The sequence below is a fragment of the Aeromonas sp. WP2-W18-CRE-05 genome (assembly GCF_014168615.1).
Taxonomy (GTDB): Bacteria; Pseudomonadota; Gammaproteobacteria; order Enterobacterales; family Aeromonadaceae; genus Aeromonas; species Aeromonas caviae.
In genome coordinates this window covers 2460214-2476909 of record NZ_AP021917.1, presented here as the reverse complement: position 1 = coordinate 2476909, position 16696 = coordinate 2460214, and the positions used below count along the sequence as shown (strand labels likewise).

The 16696-nt window shown below is 64.7% G+C and carries 12 protein-coding genes; 5 read left to right on the top strand and 7 right to left on the bottom strand.

Annotation, left to right across the window (positions count from 1 at the left end):
- Window positions 1-99: 99 nt before the first annotated feature.
- Window positions 100-1722: an acyl-CoA synthetase gene (locus H7R73_RS11575; protein WP_103260095.1), complete on the bottom strand. Its 1623-nt coding sequence runs from the start codon at window positions 1720-1722 to the stop codon at window positions 100-102.
- Window positions 1723-2045: 323 nt separating this feature from the next.
- Here H7R73_RS11575 and H7R73_RS11570 point away from each other — a divergent pair, with 323 nt between their 5' ends.
- Window positions 2046-2585 carry a glycine zipper 2TM domain-containing protein gene (locus tag H7R73_RS11570; protein ID WP_010674678.1) on the top strand — a complete coding sequence of 180 codons (540 nt, stop codon included), beginning with the start codon at window positions 2046-2048 and terminating at the stop codon, window positions 2583-2585.
- A gap of 155 nt (window positions 2586-2740) precedes the next feature.
- On the opposite strand, the gene H7R73_RS11565 is transcribed toward H7R73_RS11570, so the two are convergent.
- Window positions 2741-5959, bottom strand: a complete 3219-nt coding sequence (locus H7R73_RS11565; protein ID WP_103260094.1) for an ExeM/NucH family extracellular endonuclease — start codon at window positions 5957-5959, stop codon at window positions 2741-2743.
- Between the two features lie 595 nt (window positions 5960-6554).
- On the opposite strand from H7R73_RS11565, the gene H7R73_RS11560 reads away from it, so the two are divergent.
- The 4 genes from H7R73_RS11560 to H7R73_RS11545 all read left to right on the top strand — a co-directional run bounded on the left by H7R73_RS11560 (window position 6555) and on the right by H7R73_RS11545 (window position 10878).
- On the top strand, window positions 6555-7676 hold the full coding sequence (locus tag H7R73_RS11560) for an ABC transporter substrate-binding protein (RefSeq protein WP_103260093.1): 1122 nt from the start codon (window positions 6555-6557) through the stop codon (window positions 7674-7676).
- Between the two features lie 101 nt (window positions 7677-7777).
- Window positions 7778-8830, top strand: a complete 1053-nt coding sequence (locus tag H7R73_RS11555) for a FecCD family ABC transporter permease (RefSeq protein ID WP_010674675.1) — start codon at window positions 7778-7780, stop codon at window positions 8828-8830.
- The gene (locus H7R73_RS11550; protein ID WP_103260092.1) at window positions 8823-9593 is read left to right on the top strand and encodes an ABC transporter ATP-binding protein; all 771 of its coding nucleotides are present in this window, start codon (window positions 8823-8825) and stop codon (window positions 9591-9593) included. Before H7R73_RS11555 ends, H7R73_RS11550 begins: the two co-directional genes overlap by 8 nt.
- 55 nt (window positions 9594-9648) lie before the next feature.
- On the top strand, window positions 9649-10878 hold the full coding sequence (locus H7R73_RS11545; RefSeq protein WP_128318341.1) for an MFS transporter: 1230 nt from the start codon (window positions 9649-9651) through the stop codon (window positions 10876-10878).
- A 200-nt stretch (window positions 10879-11078) separates the two neighbouring features.
- Here H7R73_RS11545 and H7R73_RS11540 read toward each other — a convergent pair whose 3' ends face one another.
- The 5 genes from H7R73_RS11540 to fadI all read right to left on the bottom strand — a co-directional run bounded on the left by H7R73_RS11540 (window position 11079) and on the right by fadI (window position 16582).
- Window positions 11079-11963: an AEC family transporter gene (locus H7R73_RS11540; protein WP_103260090.1), complete on the bottom strand. Its 885-nt coding sequence runs from the start codon at window positions 11961-11963 to the stop codon at window positions 11079-11081.
- An 11-nt stretch (window positions 11964-11974) separates the two neighbouring features.
- Window positions 11975-12532, bottom strand: a complete 558-nt coding sequence (locus H7R73_RS11535; RefSeq protein WP_010674671.1) for a YaeQ family protein — start codon at window positions 12530-12532, stop codon at window positions 11975-11977.
- A gap of 189 nt (window positions 12533-12721) precedes the next feature.
- On the bottom strand, window positions 12722-12862 hold the full coding sequence (locus tag H7R73_RS11530; protein WP_010674670.1) for a TIGR02808 family protein: 141 nt from the start codon (window positions 12860-12862) through the stop codon (window positions 12722-12724).
- A gap of 262 nt (window positions 12863-13124) precedes the next feature.
- Window positions 13125-15272 (bottom strand): fatty acid oxidation complex subunit alpha FadJ, encoded by a 2148-nt coding sequence (gene fadJ / locus H7R73_RS11525; RefSeq protein ID WP_103261129.1) that lies wholly within the window; start codon window positions 15270-15272, stop codon window positions 13125-13127.
- Window positions 15272-16582 (bottom strand): acetyl-CoA C-acyltransferase FadI, encoded by a 1311-nt coding sequence (fadI, locus tag H7R73_RS11520; protein ID WP_103260089.1) that lies wholly within the window; start codon window positions 16580-16582, stop codon window positions 15272-15274. The genes fadJ and fadI overlap by 1 nt, the downstream gene beginning before the upstream one ends.
- Window positions 16583-16696: the final 114 nt, after the last annotated feature.

Below are 16696 nucleotides of genomic sequence, written 5' to 3'. Positions count from 1 at the left end.
CTTGTTGGCTGGCGACCGCTACCGGCGAGGCCCTGCTTCTTTGCATCGCGCAACACAAAACGGGCCCGCAGGCCCGTTGATGGCGCGGCGCCTTTGTCGTCACGCCAACTGCTTGCGCAGCATGAATTTTTGCACCTTGCCGGTAGAGGTCTTGGGCAGCGGGGTGAAGATGATGCGCTTGGGGGCCTTGAAGTGGGCCATCTGCTCGCGGCAGAACGCAATGAGCTCGGCCTGGGTGAGCTCGCGCCCCTCCTTGAGCTTGACGAAGGCGCAGGGCACCTCCCCCCAGGTCTCGTCCGGCATGGCGATCACCGCGGCTTCTTCCACATCGGGGTGGCGATAGAGCACGTCTTCCACCTCCAGGCTAGAGATGTTCTCCCCGCCGGAAATGATGATGTCCTTGGATCTGTCCTTGATCTCCACATAGCCGTCCGGGTGCCAGACCGCGAGATCCCCGCTTCGAAACCATCCCTGTGCCATCGCCTCCTCGCTCGCCGCCGGGTTCTTGAGGTAGCCCTTCATGACGATGTTGCCCCGCAGCACTATCTCTCCCAGGGTCTTGCCATCCATGGGGACCGGCTCGCCGCTGACGGGGTTGATGACCCGCATCTCTCCTTGCAGGGGGGAGGCCACCCCCTGGCGCGCCTTGAGACGGGAGAGGGTGGTGGCATCCTGCCCCTGCCAGTGTCTTTGCGGCTCGCACACCACGCAGGGGCCATAGGTTTCGGTGAGGCCATAGACATGGGTCACGGCGATCCCCATCGCCTCCATGCCGGCGATCACGGTGGCGGGTGGCGCTGCCCCCGCCGTCATCGCCTTGACGGGGTGGTCGAGCCCCTGCTTGAGGACCGGATCGGCATTGTTCAGCATATTGAGCACGATGGGAGCGGCGCAGAAATGGCTCACCTTGTGCTCGCGCAGCGCCCCGTAGATGGCCGCCGCCTGCACGTGGCGCAGGCAGACGCTCACCCCGGCGGTGGCCGCCAGGGTCCAGGGGAAGCACCAGCCGTTGCAGTGGAACATCGGCAGGGTCCAGAGGTAGACGGGGTGCTTGGGCAGCTCCCAGGAGAGGGCATTGTTGACCGCATTGAGGTGGGCGCCGCGATGGTGATAGACCACCCCCTTGGGGTTCCCCGTGGTGCCGGAGGTGTAGTTGAGGGAAATGGCCTGCCACTCGTCCGCCGGCAGCCAGCCGGGTTCGTCCCCGTCCCCCAGGGCGATGAACCCCTCGTAGTCGAGCTCGCCGACCAGCTCCCCTTCCCGGTAGAGGGGATCGTCGATGGCGATCACCAGGGGCTGGCTATCAATGAGAGAGAGCGCCTTTCGCACCACGGCGCCGAACTCCCGGTCCACCAGCACCACCTTGATCTGGGCGTGCTGGAAGATGAAGGCCATGGCGTCCGCATCGAGCCGGGTGTTGATGGTGTTGAGCACGGCGCCGCTCATGGGTACCCCGAAGTGCGCCTCGAACATGGCCGGCACATTGGGGGCGACGATGGAGACGGTGTCCCCCTCGCCAATGCCGCGACGGCGCAGGGCCGAGGCGAGCTGGCGGCAACGGCGTTCGGTCTGGGCCCAGCTCTGGCGCAGGGGCCCGTGGATCAGCGCCGGATAGTCGGGATAGACCCGGGCGGCCCGCCCCAGAAAGCTCAAGGGGGTCAGCGCCTCGAAATTGGCGGGCGTCTTGCCAAGGCCGGCGTCGTACATGTTCTGCTCTGTCATCGGATCCTTCCTCACAGGGACACAAAACGGGGTGGCTCTCGCGGTTCACCACGACCGGCATTGCGCCCTGATGCGGGGCCAGGATGCCGGCTGGAACCGGATGAAAGGGTATCAAGGGGGCCAGATCCCAGGTATTAGCGAAACGTCTTAGGGGCCCTCGACCCTGCTCTCCCTGTCGCCAATCGCCGACGCTATTTTTGTGCGGTCACTTTTTGCGCAGTCAGCCCCTGTCGCGATCCCGTGGCCCTTGCCTTGAGCCTGCGGCGCAAAATGCCAAGAATGATCCCAAGCCCTCAACGGGTATGAATACGAGGAGAAGAGTGATGAACAAATCCATGTTGGCAGGTGTCGGGATCGGTGTGGCCTCTGCGCTGGCATTGTCGGCGGTCGCCAGCGGATCCCTGTTTTCATCAGAGCCCCAGTTTGCCGAGGTGCTGGCCAGCAAGCCGGTGACCGAGACCATCAAGACGCCGCGTCAGGAGTGCCGCAACGTCACCCTGACCCACCGCAAGCCGGTGCAGGACGAGCACAAGATCCTGGGTACCGTGGTTGGCGCGGCCCTGGGCGGCGTGGTCGGCCACCAGTTTGGTGGTGGCAGCGGCAAGAAGGTGGCCACCGCCGCCGGTGCCGTGGCAGGGGGTTATGCCGGGAATCAGGTGCAGGGCAACATGCAGGCGGGTGATACCTACACCACCACGGAGCAGCGCTGCAAGACGGTGCAGGAGAGCAGCACCCGCACCATCGGCTATGACGTCACCTACCGCCTCGCCGGCCAGGAAGGGGTGGTACGCATGGAGAAGCAACCCGGCCCCACCATTCCGGTCAAGGATGGCAAGCTGGTACTGAGCAACGCGCAGGGTTGATACTCCGTTAGGAGCGCCCTGCCATGAGGAAGGCCCACCACGACGGTGGGCCTTTTTCATCTTCGCAACCCAACCTGCCTGCAACAGGTCTTCCCAACAAAAGTGTTCTCAACAGAAAGGGGCCCGCAGGCCCCTTTCTTGTTGCTCAATCATCCTCAGTGGCGACCGAAGGGCCACCAGGATTTGTCGTTGTCCTGGATGTCGACCCGGGTCTGCTGCAGGGCGCCGGGCTGGCCCCCTTCCACCCGATCGAGGCTCACCCTGAACTGCTCGGTGGGCTCGACAAACCAGTCATCGATGATAAGCACCTTGACCGACTTGCTGCCCCCCTCGCCCGCGGCCCAGCTCACCGACTGACCGAACCAGGGCAGGAAATCCAGCCCCCAGCGCGCCGTGACCCCGTCAAGGGCCACCCGGGCCCGGGCCGGCTTGCTGAGATCGCCGCTGCGCACCAGGGGGATCTCGGCAAACCACTGCCCCTCGTTCACCGTGATACTGGCCTGAGCCAGCGAGATGGTGGACGGTGCCAGCTTGTCCTTGATGGTCACCAGGGTCTGGTGCTGATCCCCCAGGGTCGCGCCACTCGGGTCAAACAGCTCCAGGGTAAAGGTCTCGTCCCCCTCGTGCAGGGTGTCGCTCTTCACCGGGATGCTGATGGTCTGGGGCTCGCTCTGGCCAGCTGCCCAGTGCAGGGTGCCGGTGAGGGGCGCCACGTCGCTTGCGTCCGCGCTGCCATGGACGATGCGATAACTCACGCTGGCCTCACCATGGCTGCCGTCGCTGCGACTGACACTCAGGGACAAGGTATTCCCCTCCTCCACGCTGGCGGCTGCGCTCTCGAGGCTCAATACCCCGGCTGGCGGCAGCGGATACTGGATGGCTACCAGCACCGGATCGTGATCCGAGGCGCTGAAGGGGCCCTCGGATTTCGCCAGCTGGCCGCTGTACTTGCTGCCGTACTCGAAGAAGTTGCTCTCGGCGGAGTTGATGTGCCAATCCTCGATGCCGATCACCTTGGCTGCGAGGCTCGGGTTTGCCAGGGCGTGATCCAGGTTGCCGAGCTCCCCTTCGTAGCTGTAGGAGTAGGTGTCGGTGCCGTGGAAGCGGGTGTTGAGGTTCACAAACCCATACCCCTTGCCAAGGGCGCTGCCGCTCTCCTCGAAGGGCTGGCCCGCCAGGGTGGTGAAGGAGGCGCTCATGATCTGGCGCGATTGGGCGGCCGGATCATAGTCAGTCAGCACCCGGATGGGATCTTCCATGCCATAGGCGTTCATGTCACCGATGAGCAGCAGATCCCCGGCCAGATCCTTGAGGTGCTCCCCCAGCACCTTGGCGGCGGAGACCCGCAGCGCGTTGCAGTGGCCCTGGCCATCCAGCGGATCGGCAGTGGCGTAGTCGGGGTAATCCTCGAAACAGGCGGAGCCCTTGGACTTGAGGTGGTTGACCACCAGGGTCAGCGGCGCATCCCCCTTGGGCGAGCTGAAACGCTGCACCAGCGACTCGCGCATCCCCTGATTGATGGTCACCGGCTTGCCGCTGGTGTCCTGCGCCTCGGCCTGCTGCACCGGCAGCGCGATAAGGCTGGCGGCCCCTTGCGGGCTCACGCTGGCGGGTCGGTAGATGAGCCCCACCGTGATGGCGTCGGTGCCGATGGGCTTGCCATCCGGCGAGGCAATCCAGCGGTAGTGATCCGCCTCGTCCGGCAGGGCGGCGTTGAGGGCCGCCACCAGGTTGGCGATGGCGGAGTTGTCGCCGTAGCCGTTGTTCTCTATCTCCATCAGCCCCACCACGTCGGCATTGAGGCGGGTGATGGCGCTGACGATCTTGGTACGCTGCAGCTCGAACTCCGCCACCGTGAGGGCGCCCCGGTTACTGCCGGTGGGGTTGGCATCCCCCCCCACCACAGTGGTGAAGAAGTTGAGCACGTTGAAGCTCGCGACCCGCAGATCCCCTGCCTCGGCGAGCTCGGGGGTTTCCACCCGATCCCAGCCGCTGTGATCGATCTGGCTCGCGTCGATGCGGTTGCTGGCCACCAGCCTGAACAGGTTGTAGGAGTAACCGAGGGCCCCCTCCAGCCCGTTGAGCTTGTCGCCGATGCGCAGGTAACCGTCCTCGGCGTTGAAGCCGGGGAACCAGGGCAGCACACCGTCCGGCGCCTTGGCGTCGGTCTCCACCACCAGCTGGTTCTGCTGGTTGCGAAGGGCCCAGTCGCTCGCCTCCTGGCTCATGGCGGCAAATTTCTGGGTCGACTTGATGAGCGGCGCGCCATAAGAGAGCACCAGGTTGTTGCGCTTGCCGTCGTAATCGAAGCTGAAGTTGCGGGTCACCACCAGGCTGGAGCCGGGCACCAGCCGTACCTGCATCCCCTCGTGACGCTCCAGCAGCTGGCTCAGGCTCTCGCCCGCCACCGGCAGCAGATCCACCGCCGCCGGCACTGCCCCAGCGGGCCGAGTCACCACCAGCTCGTCTGCGTTGATCTGGGTCTGGTTGAAATACTCCTTCACCTTGCCCGAGACGCACACCTCGGCCCCCGGCACGACGGCAGCGTTGGCCTTGGTGGTGTAGACGAAGAGGCCGTCGGAGGTAGCCGCATCCCCGTCCCCCTGCTCGTCCTGAATGAAGAAGCCCTTGTAGAGGCCGCTCACTACCTGGGTCACCACGCCGCGGGTGGCGTAAGCCTGTTCCGATTCGAACTTGCCGGCCGGCACCAGGGGGCTGCTGGTGCCGGGGCCCTGAATGGCGGGCACCGGCACCAACTGATCCACCGGGCAGACGAAGGCGGGCGGCTGGGTGCCATCGCAGGGACCATCGCCACTGCACCCCAGGCCACTGGCGTCATCTTTCGGGGCGGCCACGTATTCCTGCGCCGGATCAAAAGGCGACGTCGCATCAGTGCGGCCCATGGTGACGGTGGCCTTGCGGCGCAGTGTCATGTCCAGGGTCGAGACGCTCCCCGACACCCAGGCCGTGCCGGGATCCACCCCTACCTGGCCGACGCTGTCGATTATCTCGCTGCCGCGATAGAGCACCAGGGCGTCGTCACCGTTGAACACCAGGTTGCCGCTGGTCTGGGTCGTCTTGGCCAGGATCTCGGCATTTGCGGAGGGGTTGGCCAGCACCAAGGTGGCGCCCGGGGCGAGGGTGCCTTGCAGCGCCAGGCTGTTGGTGGGGGATTCGCTGATGGGTTTGCCGTTGGCGTAGAGGGCCAGCCGGTATTGGGAGAGATCGACGGGGTCGCTGCCGAGGTTGCTCAGCTCCACCGCCTTGTTGTTGCCGGACCCTTCCAGGTATTCGGTGATAAGCAGTTGTGCCTGTGCCGGTCCCGCCAGCGCCAGCCCGACGGCCAGCGCCACCAGAGAGTGTCTTCCTGACATGGTCAGTTTCCTTTTTTATTTGCAGATCATGTTATTGGCGCCCCGCACAAGGCGGGCCGCAGCACCTTGGATGCAGCCATCAGCGGGAGGCATGTCAGCCCCCGGCCGAAACTGCGCGCCCACTCTGCCCCGTCGACGCTGGGGCTGCTGCGAGCTGGCTAACAATGACAACAAAATGTTGCGCCAAGGTGACGGGCAATACCCGAATGGGCAGTGTCTGCCATCGCTGCGCAGGAAGTTGTCGCCCCCCAACCCCTGCTGGCTGCCTCCGTCAGGGAGCGACATCGGCGCCGGGGCAGACGGGTGAGCATTACGCAGGCCTCTGCCCGGTACCATTTCGTGAACAGCGCCACTCACAAACTCCGAATCATGGGCAAATCCATGGGCGCCATACCGGGCGCCACTCCCTGCGTGGCCCGAGAAGGCAGAAAACCGGGGGATGGGACTCTCTCCTGGTGCTCTTGTGGAACCGGTTCCAGTAATGACAGAAATAACAAGAGAGGGGATGACACAAACGTTTGTTGCTTTTGCGCTCACGAATGGCAATAGTTCTCACTTTCTTTTTTGACCGTCTCTATTCTCGAGGTGCTACAAGATGTTTCGTCACCCCCTGGCAAAGTTGCTGCTGCTCGGCCAGCTCGTCCTGGTGAGCTGGATGGCGCAGGCCGCCCCCCCCGTTGAAGTGGAAGATGTGATGGGCCGCAAGGTCTCCCTCAGCCTTCCGGCAAACCGCATCGTGCTCGGTTTCTATCCCGAAGATTACCTGGCGGTGGCCGGTGAAGGCGGGGCCGAACGCCTGGTGGGCATGTCCCTGGGCTGGTTCATGAAGTCCCGTCCCGCCATCTGGTCGCTCTATGTGGCCAGCCAGCCACAACTGGCCAAGGTCCCCGACCTTGGCAACGTGCAGGATCAGAGCTTCTCCATCGAGAAGACCCTGGCGGTCAAGCCCGACCTGGTGATCCTGGCGAAGTGGCAATATGAGGCCCTGGCCGCCGACCTGCCACGCCTTGAGCAGGCAGGGATCCCGGTGGTGGTCATCGACTACAACGCCCAGACCCTGGCACAGCACATGGCGAGCACCCTGCTGCTTGGCAAGCTGACCGGCCAGGAAGCCCGCGCCCGGAAGATGGCCGACGAGTACAAGGCCAAGATTGACACCATCACCTCCCGCATCGCCGCCGCGAAGCGCACGCCGCCCCGGGTCTACATCGAGCTGGGTGACAAGGGTCCGGCCGAGTACAGCTACACCTATGGCAAGGACATGTGGGGCGCCATGGCCCTGCTGGCCGGTGGCGACAACGTGGCCGCCCCCTTCGTCGATCGCTGGGGCCCCATCCACCCGGAACAACTGCTGGCGAGCAAGCCCGAGGTGATCCTGATGGCGGGCTACGAGAGCGTGAGCAGTGCTGTCGCCATGCAGGTGGGCCAGGATGTGTCGGCAGAGACCGTGCGCCAGCGTCTGCAAGGCTTTGCCGCCCGTCCGGGCTGGAGCGAGATGCCTGCGGTGAAGCAGGGTCGCCTCTACGCGGTCTATCACGGCGCCACCCGCAGCATCATGGATGCCGCCCTCATCGAGTTCATGGCCAAGGCCCTCTATCCGGATCTCTTCCAGGATCTCGATCCCCTGGCCACCTATCAGGCGTTCTATCAGCACTACCTGCCCATCCGTCCCCAGGGCACCTTCATGCTGGGCATCAAGCAGGATGACGCAAGCTAACCCCGGCAATTCGGGTGTGGCCCACCTCGGCCACGCCCTCTTCAGCAACCCTCTTGGATTGTGTGGGCGCCTCTTGCGGCGCCCGTTTCAGGATTGACATCATGAATGATTTGGCTGCCCTGCAGCAGACCCTCGCCCGGCAGCGGCAACGGGAGCGCCGTCGCTGGCACTGGCTCCTGCTGCTCGCCCTGGTCCTGTGCATTACCCTGGTGCTCGACATCGCCACCGGCCCCTCCCTGCTGGCCCTGCACGACGTGATCGATGCCCTGGTTTCCCCCGCCCAGGCCGATCCCATGACCCGCACCATCGTCCACGACATGCGCCTGCCCATCGCCCTCATGGCTCTGGTGGTCGGCGCCTCTCTCGGCCTTGGTGGCGTGCAGATGCAGACCCTGCTGGACAACCCCCTCGCCAGCCCCTACACCCTCGGGCTCGCGGCGGCGGCGGGCCTGGGCGCGGCGCTGGCCCTCTACACCGGCGGCCTCGGACTTCCTCCCCTGGTGGCCATCCCGGCCGGTGCCTTCATTGTGTGCATGTTTGCCGCCTGCCTGCTGTTTGGTCTGGCCATGATGCGCCATGTCAGCAGCCAGACCCTGATCCTGGCGGGCATCGCCCTGCTGTTCCTGTTCCAGTCCCTGCTCTCCCTGCTGCAGTTCCTCTCCTCCCCCGAGCTCAACCAGCAGATCCTGTTCTGGCTGTTTGGCAGCCTGATGCGCACCACCTGGGACTCCCTGATCATCACCGCCGTCGTCACCCTGATCTGCACCCTGCTCATCTACCGGGATGCCTGGGCCCTCACCAGCCTGCGCCTCGGGGAAGCCCGCGCCCGCAGCCTCGGGGTCAATGTCGACAGACTGCGCATGAAAACCCTGGTGCTGGTCGCCCTGCTCACCGCCACCGCCACCAGCTTCGTCGGCGTGATCGGCTTCGTCGGCCTGGTGGCCCCCCATATCGCCCGCATGCTGGTGGGGGAAGATCAGCGCTTTTTGATCCCCCTCTCCGCCCTGTGCGGCGCCTGCATGCTCTCGGCGGCCTCGGTGCTCTCCAAGTCCATCATTCCGGGGGCCCTGTTCCCCATCGGCATCGTCACCGCGCTCATTGGCGTGCCCTTCTTCATCTGGTTGATCCTCGGCAGGGGGCGTAAACGTGCTTGAAATATCCCGACTCTCCCTCTCCCTCGGCCAGCAGACCTTGCTGCGGGATCTCAGCCTCACTCTGCATCCGGGTCAGGTCCATGTGATCATCGGCCCGAACGGGACCGGCAAGACCTCCTTGATGCGCACCCTCTTTGGTGAACTGACCCCGGACAGTGGCGACATTCGCCTCGGGGACCAGAGTGCCCGCCAGATGACGCAGGCCAGGTGGCGCCAGCAGTTTGGCTACATGCCCCAGAACATCCAGTTGGAGCTGGACCTCAGCGTCATCGAAGTGGTGGTGCTGGGGCGCCTCGACAGCCTCTCCATGCGCCTCGCGGACGAGGACATCCTGGCTGCCGGCCGGGCCCTGCAGGCGCTCGGCATCGCCCATCTGGCGGATCGCCCCCTCTACTCCTTGAGCGGCGGCCAGCGGCAGATGGTGCTCTTCGCCCAGGTGCTGCTGCGCGACCCCCGCATCATGATGCTGGACGAGCCGGTCAGCGCCCTGGACCTGCACCACCAGATGCAGCTGATGGAGCACCTGTGCCAGCAGACCCGGGAGCAGCAGTGGATCACCCTGGTGGTGCTGCACGACCTCAACCTGGCCGCCCAGTTTGCCGATCAGCTGATCGTGCTGGCAGGGGGCGACTTGCAGGCCTTCGGCCCCCCCGCCCAAGTGCTCGACGCGGCCCTAATCGAGCGCCTCTACCAGGTGCCGGTGGAGATAAGCCACGATCAGCACGGCATCCCCTTCCTCAGAACCCTGCGAAAGACACCATGACACAGTGCTGCGCCACCCCGGCGACCACCGCCCCACGCGCTGGCGGGAGGCGACCATGAACGGCGCCTCCTACTGGCGGGACTGGCAGGGCATGAGCCCGGCCGCCCGCCTGCTCATCACCAATGGGCTCGCCTTCAACCTCGGCTTCTACATGATGATGCCCTTCCTCGCCCAGCACATGGGCAGCGGGCTCGGCTTGGCCGGCTGGGCCTGCGGCCTCGTCATGGGGATGCGGGTCTTCAGCCAGCAGGGGCTCTTCCTGCTGGGCGGCACCCTTGGGGATCGCATCGGCTACCATCCCGCCATCGTCTGGGGCTGCCTGGTACGATCCTTGGGCTTCGTGCTGCTGGGCTGGGCCGAGTCCCTCCCCATCCTGCTGCTGGCCGCCGCCCTCACCGGCTTTGCGGGGGCTCTGTTCACCCCCTGCGCCCAGGCCTACCTTGCCAGCGAATGCCACAACCCGAGCCAGCGTCAGCGCGCCTTCGCCCTGCACAATCTGGCCAGCGAGGCGGGCATGCTGCTCGGCCCCCTGGTCGGCCTCACCTTGACCCAGCAGAGCTATACCCTGACGGGGATCCTGGCGGCGAGCCTCTTCGCTCTGCTCGGAGTGCTGCAATACCGGGTGCTGCCCAAACGCCCGGTGAGCAACCAGAGCCCCCGTGGCGCCATCTTGCGCCAATGGGGGGAGATAGTGCGCCAGCGCCCCTTCATGGGGTTCACCCTGCTGGCAGGCAGCTACCAGATCCTGTTCCACCAGCTCTATCTCGCCCTCCCCGCCCATATCCAGAGCCTGCCGGACGCAACCCACCTGCTCGGCGGCGTCTTCACCCTCTCGGCGGTGATCGGCGTTCTGCTCCAGCTCCCGGCCTCCCGCCTGGTGGAGCGCCGCCTGGGGGTGCCGCTCGCCATGGGGCTGGGGATAGGCATGATGGGCCTGAGCTATCTCGCCCTGCCCCTGCTGGCCCCCTGGCCGACGGCAGGCGTGTTGACGCAGGTGGCCCTGCTCTCCCTGGGCTCCATCCTCTGCTTCCCGCTCTTCGCCGCCCAACTGCCCCGCTACGCCCCCCCTGAGCAGCTCGGCAGCTACTACGGCTTCTATGCCAGCGCCGGGGGCTGCATGGCGCTCTTTGGCAACCTGCTCATCGGCTTTATGCTGGGGGATGCAGGCAGTCGCCCCACCACCGCCATCTGGCTGCTGCTGGCCCTCGCCGGCCTGCTGGCCGGGTTTGGTCTCTATACACAACTGCGCAAGGATGGCCAGGTTCAACCTGCTCCCCATCAATAAACAGGGCGGCCAAGGCCGCCCTGTTTTATTCCCTTTCTCCCCCTTCCACTCTCTGCCTTATCCGGCTAAACCGGCTTCAAGACCTTGTCAGATACGCGAGCAAGCTCGGCTGTACTCGATAAGCAAAGCAACATCGGACATGCACGATGGCAATAAAAAGGACGCCATCGGGCGTCCTTGAAGAGGAAGACAGAGCAGGGTCAACTCCCCAGATGCAGCGCCAACCAGACCGCCAGCGGGATCACCACCACCGAGAGCGCATTGCCGCCGAGCACAATACTGGCCACCTTGTCGGGCTGACACTGGTACTGCTCGCACAGGATGTAATTCAATACCGCCGGGGGCAGCGCCACCGACAGCATCAGGAGTGGTATCCAGTCAGGTTCGAGGGGCAGCAGCCAGACGGCGAGCCCCAGGGAGAGGCCCCCCGCCAACAGGTAGAGCAGGTTGCACTTGATGGCCAGCCCCAGATGATCCAGCTCCCCTTCCATCAGCCGGATGCCTAAGGCAAACAGCATCAGGGGCACCGCTATCTGGCCGAGCAGGGCGGCGCTGGTCACCAGGTATTCCGGCAGCGGGATATGCAGGTTGGCCACCAGCAGCCCGGCGAAGGCGGCCCAGAGCACGGGGCTTCTCAGCCAGAGCCAGCGGGAGCTGCTGGCAGAGAGGATGAACATGCCCACCGAGAAGTGGAGCAGGTTGGAGAGCACAAAGAGGATGACGATGGCGCCGAGCTGCTGCTCGCCAAAGGCGAGCACCATCAGCGGAATGCCGAGGTTGCCGGTGTTGCGAAACATGGCGGGCAGGATCAGCGCGGCCCGCTCTATCTCCTTGAGTTTGAGCAGGGAGAGCAGCAAACCGGGCAGCAGGATCACCAGGGCACCGGCCCCCACAAGGGGCAAGTGCGCCGCGAGATCCAGGGGGTATTTCACCAGGGCCGAGAAGACCAGCGCCGGAGTAAAGAGTTCGATATTGGCCCGGTTGACATAACCCAGGGCCCCGCCCGGTCGCAACCGTCCATAGAGGGCGCCAAGGCCCACCACCGCAAACACGGGAATGACGATATTGAGCAGGGCGCTGAACATGGGTATCCCGTTTACAGTTCGCGGGCCGGGCGTCCCATCAGCACCACGGGGTCCAGCGTCACCTCCTGGCTGCCGTTGCTGACCCAGAGCTGGCCGTCGGAGATGGTACAGGTGAGCTGCATGGTGCGCTCCACCATGGCCGCCAGGGGCAGGGTCTGGCTGTCGGAGAGTTCGATGACGCTCAGGTTGTCGTGCAGACCGAGCTTGCCCTGGTTCTGCTTCCACCAGACGCTGGTGCCACGGCCGCCATAGAGGTAGAGCACCACCTGGCGAGAGCGGTTGCATGCCTTCTTGAGACGGCGCTCGTCCGGCTGACCCAGCTCAATCCAGAGTTCAATCTCATCGGAATAGTTCTTGCACCAGAGCTCGGGCTCGTCGTCGGCGGAGAGGCCCTTGGTGAACTCCAGCCGCTCGGCGGCATGCCAGGCGAAGGCCGCGAGGCGGATCATCATGCGCTCGTCGGTCTCGGAGGGGTGACGGGCCAGGGTGAGGGAGAAGTCCTGATAGAGATTGCGATCCATGTCAGACAAGCTGATCTGGGCCTTGAAGATGGTTGCCTTGAGCGCCATAGAAGTCGTGAATACCTGATAAAAGAGAAGGGGGCGGACATGCCGGGCGTCAGTGTAATCAAAATGGCCGCCGGGTTCGACCGTCTTGCGCTCCCTTTACCCCATCAGGGGCGGGACAAGTGATTCAGAAGACACAAAAAACAAATGCCAGTCGTGAGACTGGCATTTGGCGGCATGAACGAGAGTGACTCACTTCTCGGCGGACTTGACCCCGAAGGCATTGAGCAGCAGGCAGCAGGTCACTGCCACTGCCACGAACCCGCTCAGGAAGATAAAGGGCATGGCCCCATACCCCAATACAGTCCAGATGGTGTGTTCAAGCAGACTCATAGTGTGTCCTTCATCCAGTGAAATGGGTGTCCCTTTCGTGACGGGGTCGCCCCCGTTCCTGATGAGACTATTTGACCTCAACCCGCGCCTGAGTCCTATGCCACCAAAGTAATAAATGGGGCACCAGTTTGCGCCAGATCAAGGTTTTACCCCTCCCCGCCCCGTTTTTCTTCGCGCCCCCGCCCCAAACCGGAAAGGTACGCCCAACAAAAAGCGAGGCGACCTTGGGGTCGCCTCGCTCGATGCATGCCGTCGAGAGCCATCAGTAGAAGGTCTGCTGCTCCGCCGCCATCGCTTTCAGCCGCGCACAGGGGGCGAAGCGGTCGCCAAAGCGCTTCTGATGGTGCTCAAGACGCCCCACCAGATAGTCGATGCCGAGGCTGTCCATGTAGCGGAACGGACCGCCCAGGAAGGGAGGGAAGCCGATGCCGAAAATGGCGCCGATGTCGCCGTCCCGGGCCGAGGCCACCACGCCGCCATCCAGGGCCATGGCCGCTTCGTTGAGCATCAACAGCACGCAGCGCTCGGCGATCTCCTGCCTGGCAAGCTTGGCCTGGGGCTTGACGCCAAGCACGTCGTAGACGCTCGCGTCCACCGTCTTCTTGCCCTCCTTGCCGGTGAGCTTGTTGCGCGGAGCCGCCTTGCCATAGAGATAGAAGCCCTTGCCGTTCTTGCGCCCCTTGCGATCGTCCTCCAGCAGCTTGTCAAAGGCCTTGGGCGCCTGGAACTGCTCGCCACCCAGCTCTTTTTCGAGGATGGGGGAAATCTTGGCTCCCACGTCGATCCCCACCTCGTCCAGCAGGGTGATGGGGCCGACCGGGAAACCGAAGTCGAGCAGAGCGCCGTCCAGTACCTCCACCGGCTCCCCTTCCAGCACCAGGCGCGCCGCCTCGTTCATGTAGGGCGCCAGGATGCGGTTGACGTAGAAGCCCGCCTCGTCCTTCACCACGATGGGGGTCTTGCCCTGGGCCCGGGCGAAGGCCAGGGTGGTGGCCACCGTCTCGGCGCTGGTGCCCGCGTGGGGAATGATCTCGGCCAGCGGCATCTTGTCCACCGGGCTGAAGTAGTGCAGCCCCACCACCCGCTCCGGATGCGTCGCCGCCGAGGCGATCTGGTGGATGGGCAGGGAGGAGGTGTTGGAGGCAAACACGGTGTGCTCGCCGCACTCGCGCTCCACGTCCTGCACCATCTGGTGCTTGAGGTTGATGTCCTCGAACACCGCTTCCACCACCATGTCCACCCGGTGGAAGCCGGAATAGTCCAGGGTGCCGGTGAGCAGGCTCATCTGTTTTTCCAGCTCGCTGCGCAGCAGTTGGCGACGCTTGAGCTTCCTGGCGAGGAGGTCGTAGCTGTAACGCATGGCATTGCCGATGCCGGCGCTCGCCACATCCTTGATCCGCACCGGTACCCCCGCCTTGGTGGCGGTGACGAAGGCAATGCCGCCCCCCATCAGGCCGCCCCCCAGCACGGCGGCATGACCCACCTTGCGCGGCTCGGCCCCCTGATAGCTCACCTCTTTCTTCATCTCCGTGGTGGCGAAGAAGAGGGAGCGCAGGGCGGCGGATTCCGGCGTCATCACCAGCTCGCCGAAGTGGCGGGCCTCGGCCAGCAGGCCGGCCTGCATCCCCTCCTCCACGCCGATGCGCACCACCTCGATGATGCGCTCCGGCGCCGGGTAGTTGCCCCGAGTCTTGGCCTTGACCCCCTTGCGGGCCTGATCGAACAGCACCTTGCGACCAAATTTATTGGTCTCCAGCACCTTGCCCTGCAGATCCCGTTTCAGGTGGTGGCGCGGCTTGCCCTTCTTGGCAAGCTTGATGGCGGCCTCCAGCAAAATGGACGGGGGCACCGTGTCATCCACCAGCCCGAGCTTCCTGGCCTGTTTGGCCCGCACCTGCTTGCCGGTCAGCATCAGATCCAGTGCCTTGGCCACCCCGATGAGGCGCGGCAGGCGCTGGGTACCACCGGAGCCCGGCAGCAGGCCGAGCTGCACTTCCGGCAGGCCCAGCACGGTTTTACCGTGATCGGTCACCACCCGGCCATGACAGGCGAGCGCCAGCTCCAGCCCGCCGCCAAGGCAGGGGCCGTGAATGGCGGCGATCACCGGGATCCCCAGGGCTTCGATCTCGGCGAACACCTCCTGTCCGGCCCGGGACAGCGCTTCGGCATCCTGGGCGCTGGTGCAGGCCGCCAGCATGGCGATGTCGGCCCCGGCGATGAAGGAGTCCTTCTTGCCGGAGGCGATCACCAGGCCGATCAGATCCCCGTTCGCTTTCACCTCGGCCAGCAGAGTGCGGATCTCGTCCGCAAAGGAGGCCTTCAGGGTGTTCATGCTCTCACCGGGCACATCCATGGTGAGGATGCCGATGCCGTCTTTGCGAATATCCAGAGAAAAAGTCTTGGCACTCATCATTCCACCTCCAGCACCATGGCCACACCCAGCCCACCCGCCGCACAGGCGGTGTTGAGCCCCAATCCCCCACCCCGACGCCGCAGCTCGTGCAGGGTCTGGGTGATCATGCGCGCCCCCGTGGCGGCAAAAGGATGGCCATAGGCCAGGGAGCCACCGAGCACGTTGAACTTCTCCATGTCCACCTCGCCGATGGCCTGATCCCGGCCCAGCTTGTCACGGGCAAATTCGGCGCTTGCAAACATCTTGAGGTTGGCCAGCGTCTGGGCGGCAAAGGCTTCGTGCATGTCGATGAGGGTCAGATCCCCAAAGGTGATGCCGGCACGGTCCAGCGCCAGCGGCGTGGCATAGGAGGGGCCCATCAGCATGTCCTGCCAGACATCGATGGCGGAAAACGCGAAGCTGCGGATGTAACCCAGCGGCTCCAGACCCAGCTCACGGGCCCGCCCTTCACGCATCATCAGCACGGCGGCGGCGCCGTCGGTAAGCGGAGTGGCGTTGGCGGCGGTCACCGAGCCATGAGCCCGGTCAAAGACCGGTTTGAGCTTGGCGTAACTCGCCAGATCGGAGCTTTCACGGATGTTGTTGTCCCGCTCCAGCGGCGACTTGTAGGGGGGCACGTGGGCGGTGAACACCTCGCCACTCAATTTGCCCTGCGCCCAGGCTTCGGCCGCCAGGGTGTGGGAGCGGTGGGCCAGCGCATCTTGCGCCTCGCGGCTGATCTGGTGGGTCTTGGCCATCTGCTCGGCGGTCTGCCCCATGGAGAGACCGGTGGAGTACTCGGCCACGGCCGGGGGCACCGGCAGCAGGTCCTTCAGGCGCAGACGGCGCAGAATATTGAAACGCTGCTGGAGGTTGCGCGCCTTGTTGAGATCCACCAGGGCGCGGGCCAGAGACTTGCTGACCCCGATGGGCAGCACGGAAGAGGAGTCGGCACCGCCGGCGATGGCGATGTCCACCGTGCCGGCCATGATGGATTCGGTGACATTGGCCACAGCCTGGAAACTGGTGGCGCAGGCGCGCGACACGCTATAGGCATCGGTGCTGACGCTCATGCCGGTGCCGAGCACGATCTCCCGGGCGATGTTTGGCGCTTCCGGCATCTGCACCACCTGGCCGAACACCAGCTGGTCGATGAGCTTGGGGTCGAGATCGGTGCGGGCGAGCATCTCGCTCACCACCAGTTTGCCCAGATCCACCGCAGGCACGCCGTGAAAAGCGGTGGCCTGCTTGGCAAAGGGGGTGCGCAGACCCGCCACGACGGCTATCCGTTCGCCCTGGCGAGTCGTCAGTTTCAATGGCTGTTTCATCCTGGCTCCTTGGGTTAAAAAGGCAGAGGTCTGACCTCATTGCGCCACATCTTAACAATCCAATCACAACTTTCATACGGCTGATTGAAACTAAATTGTCCCCATCTTGCCACC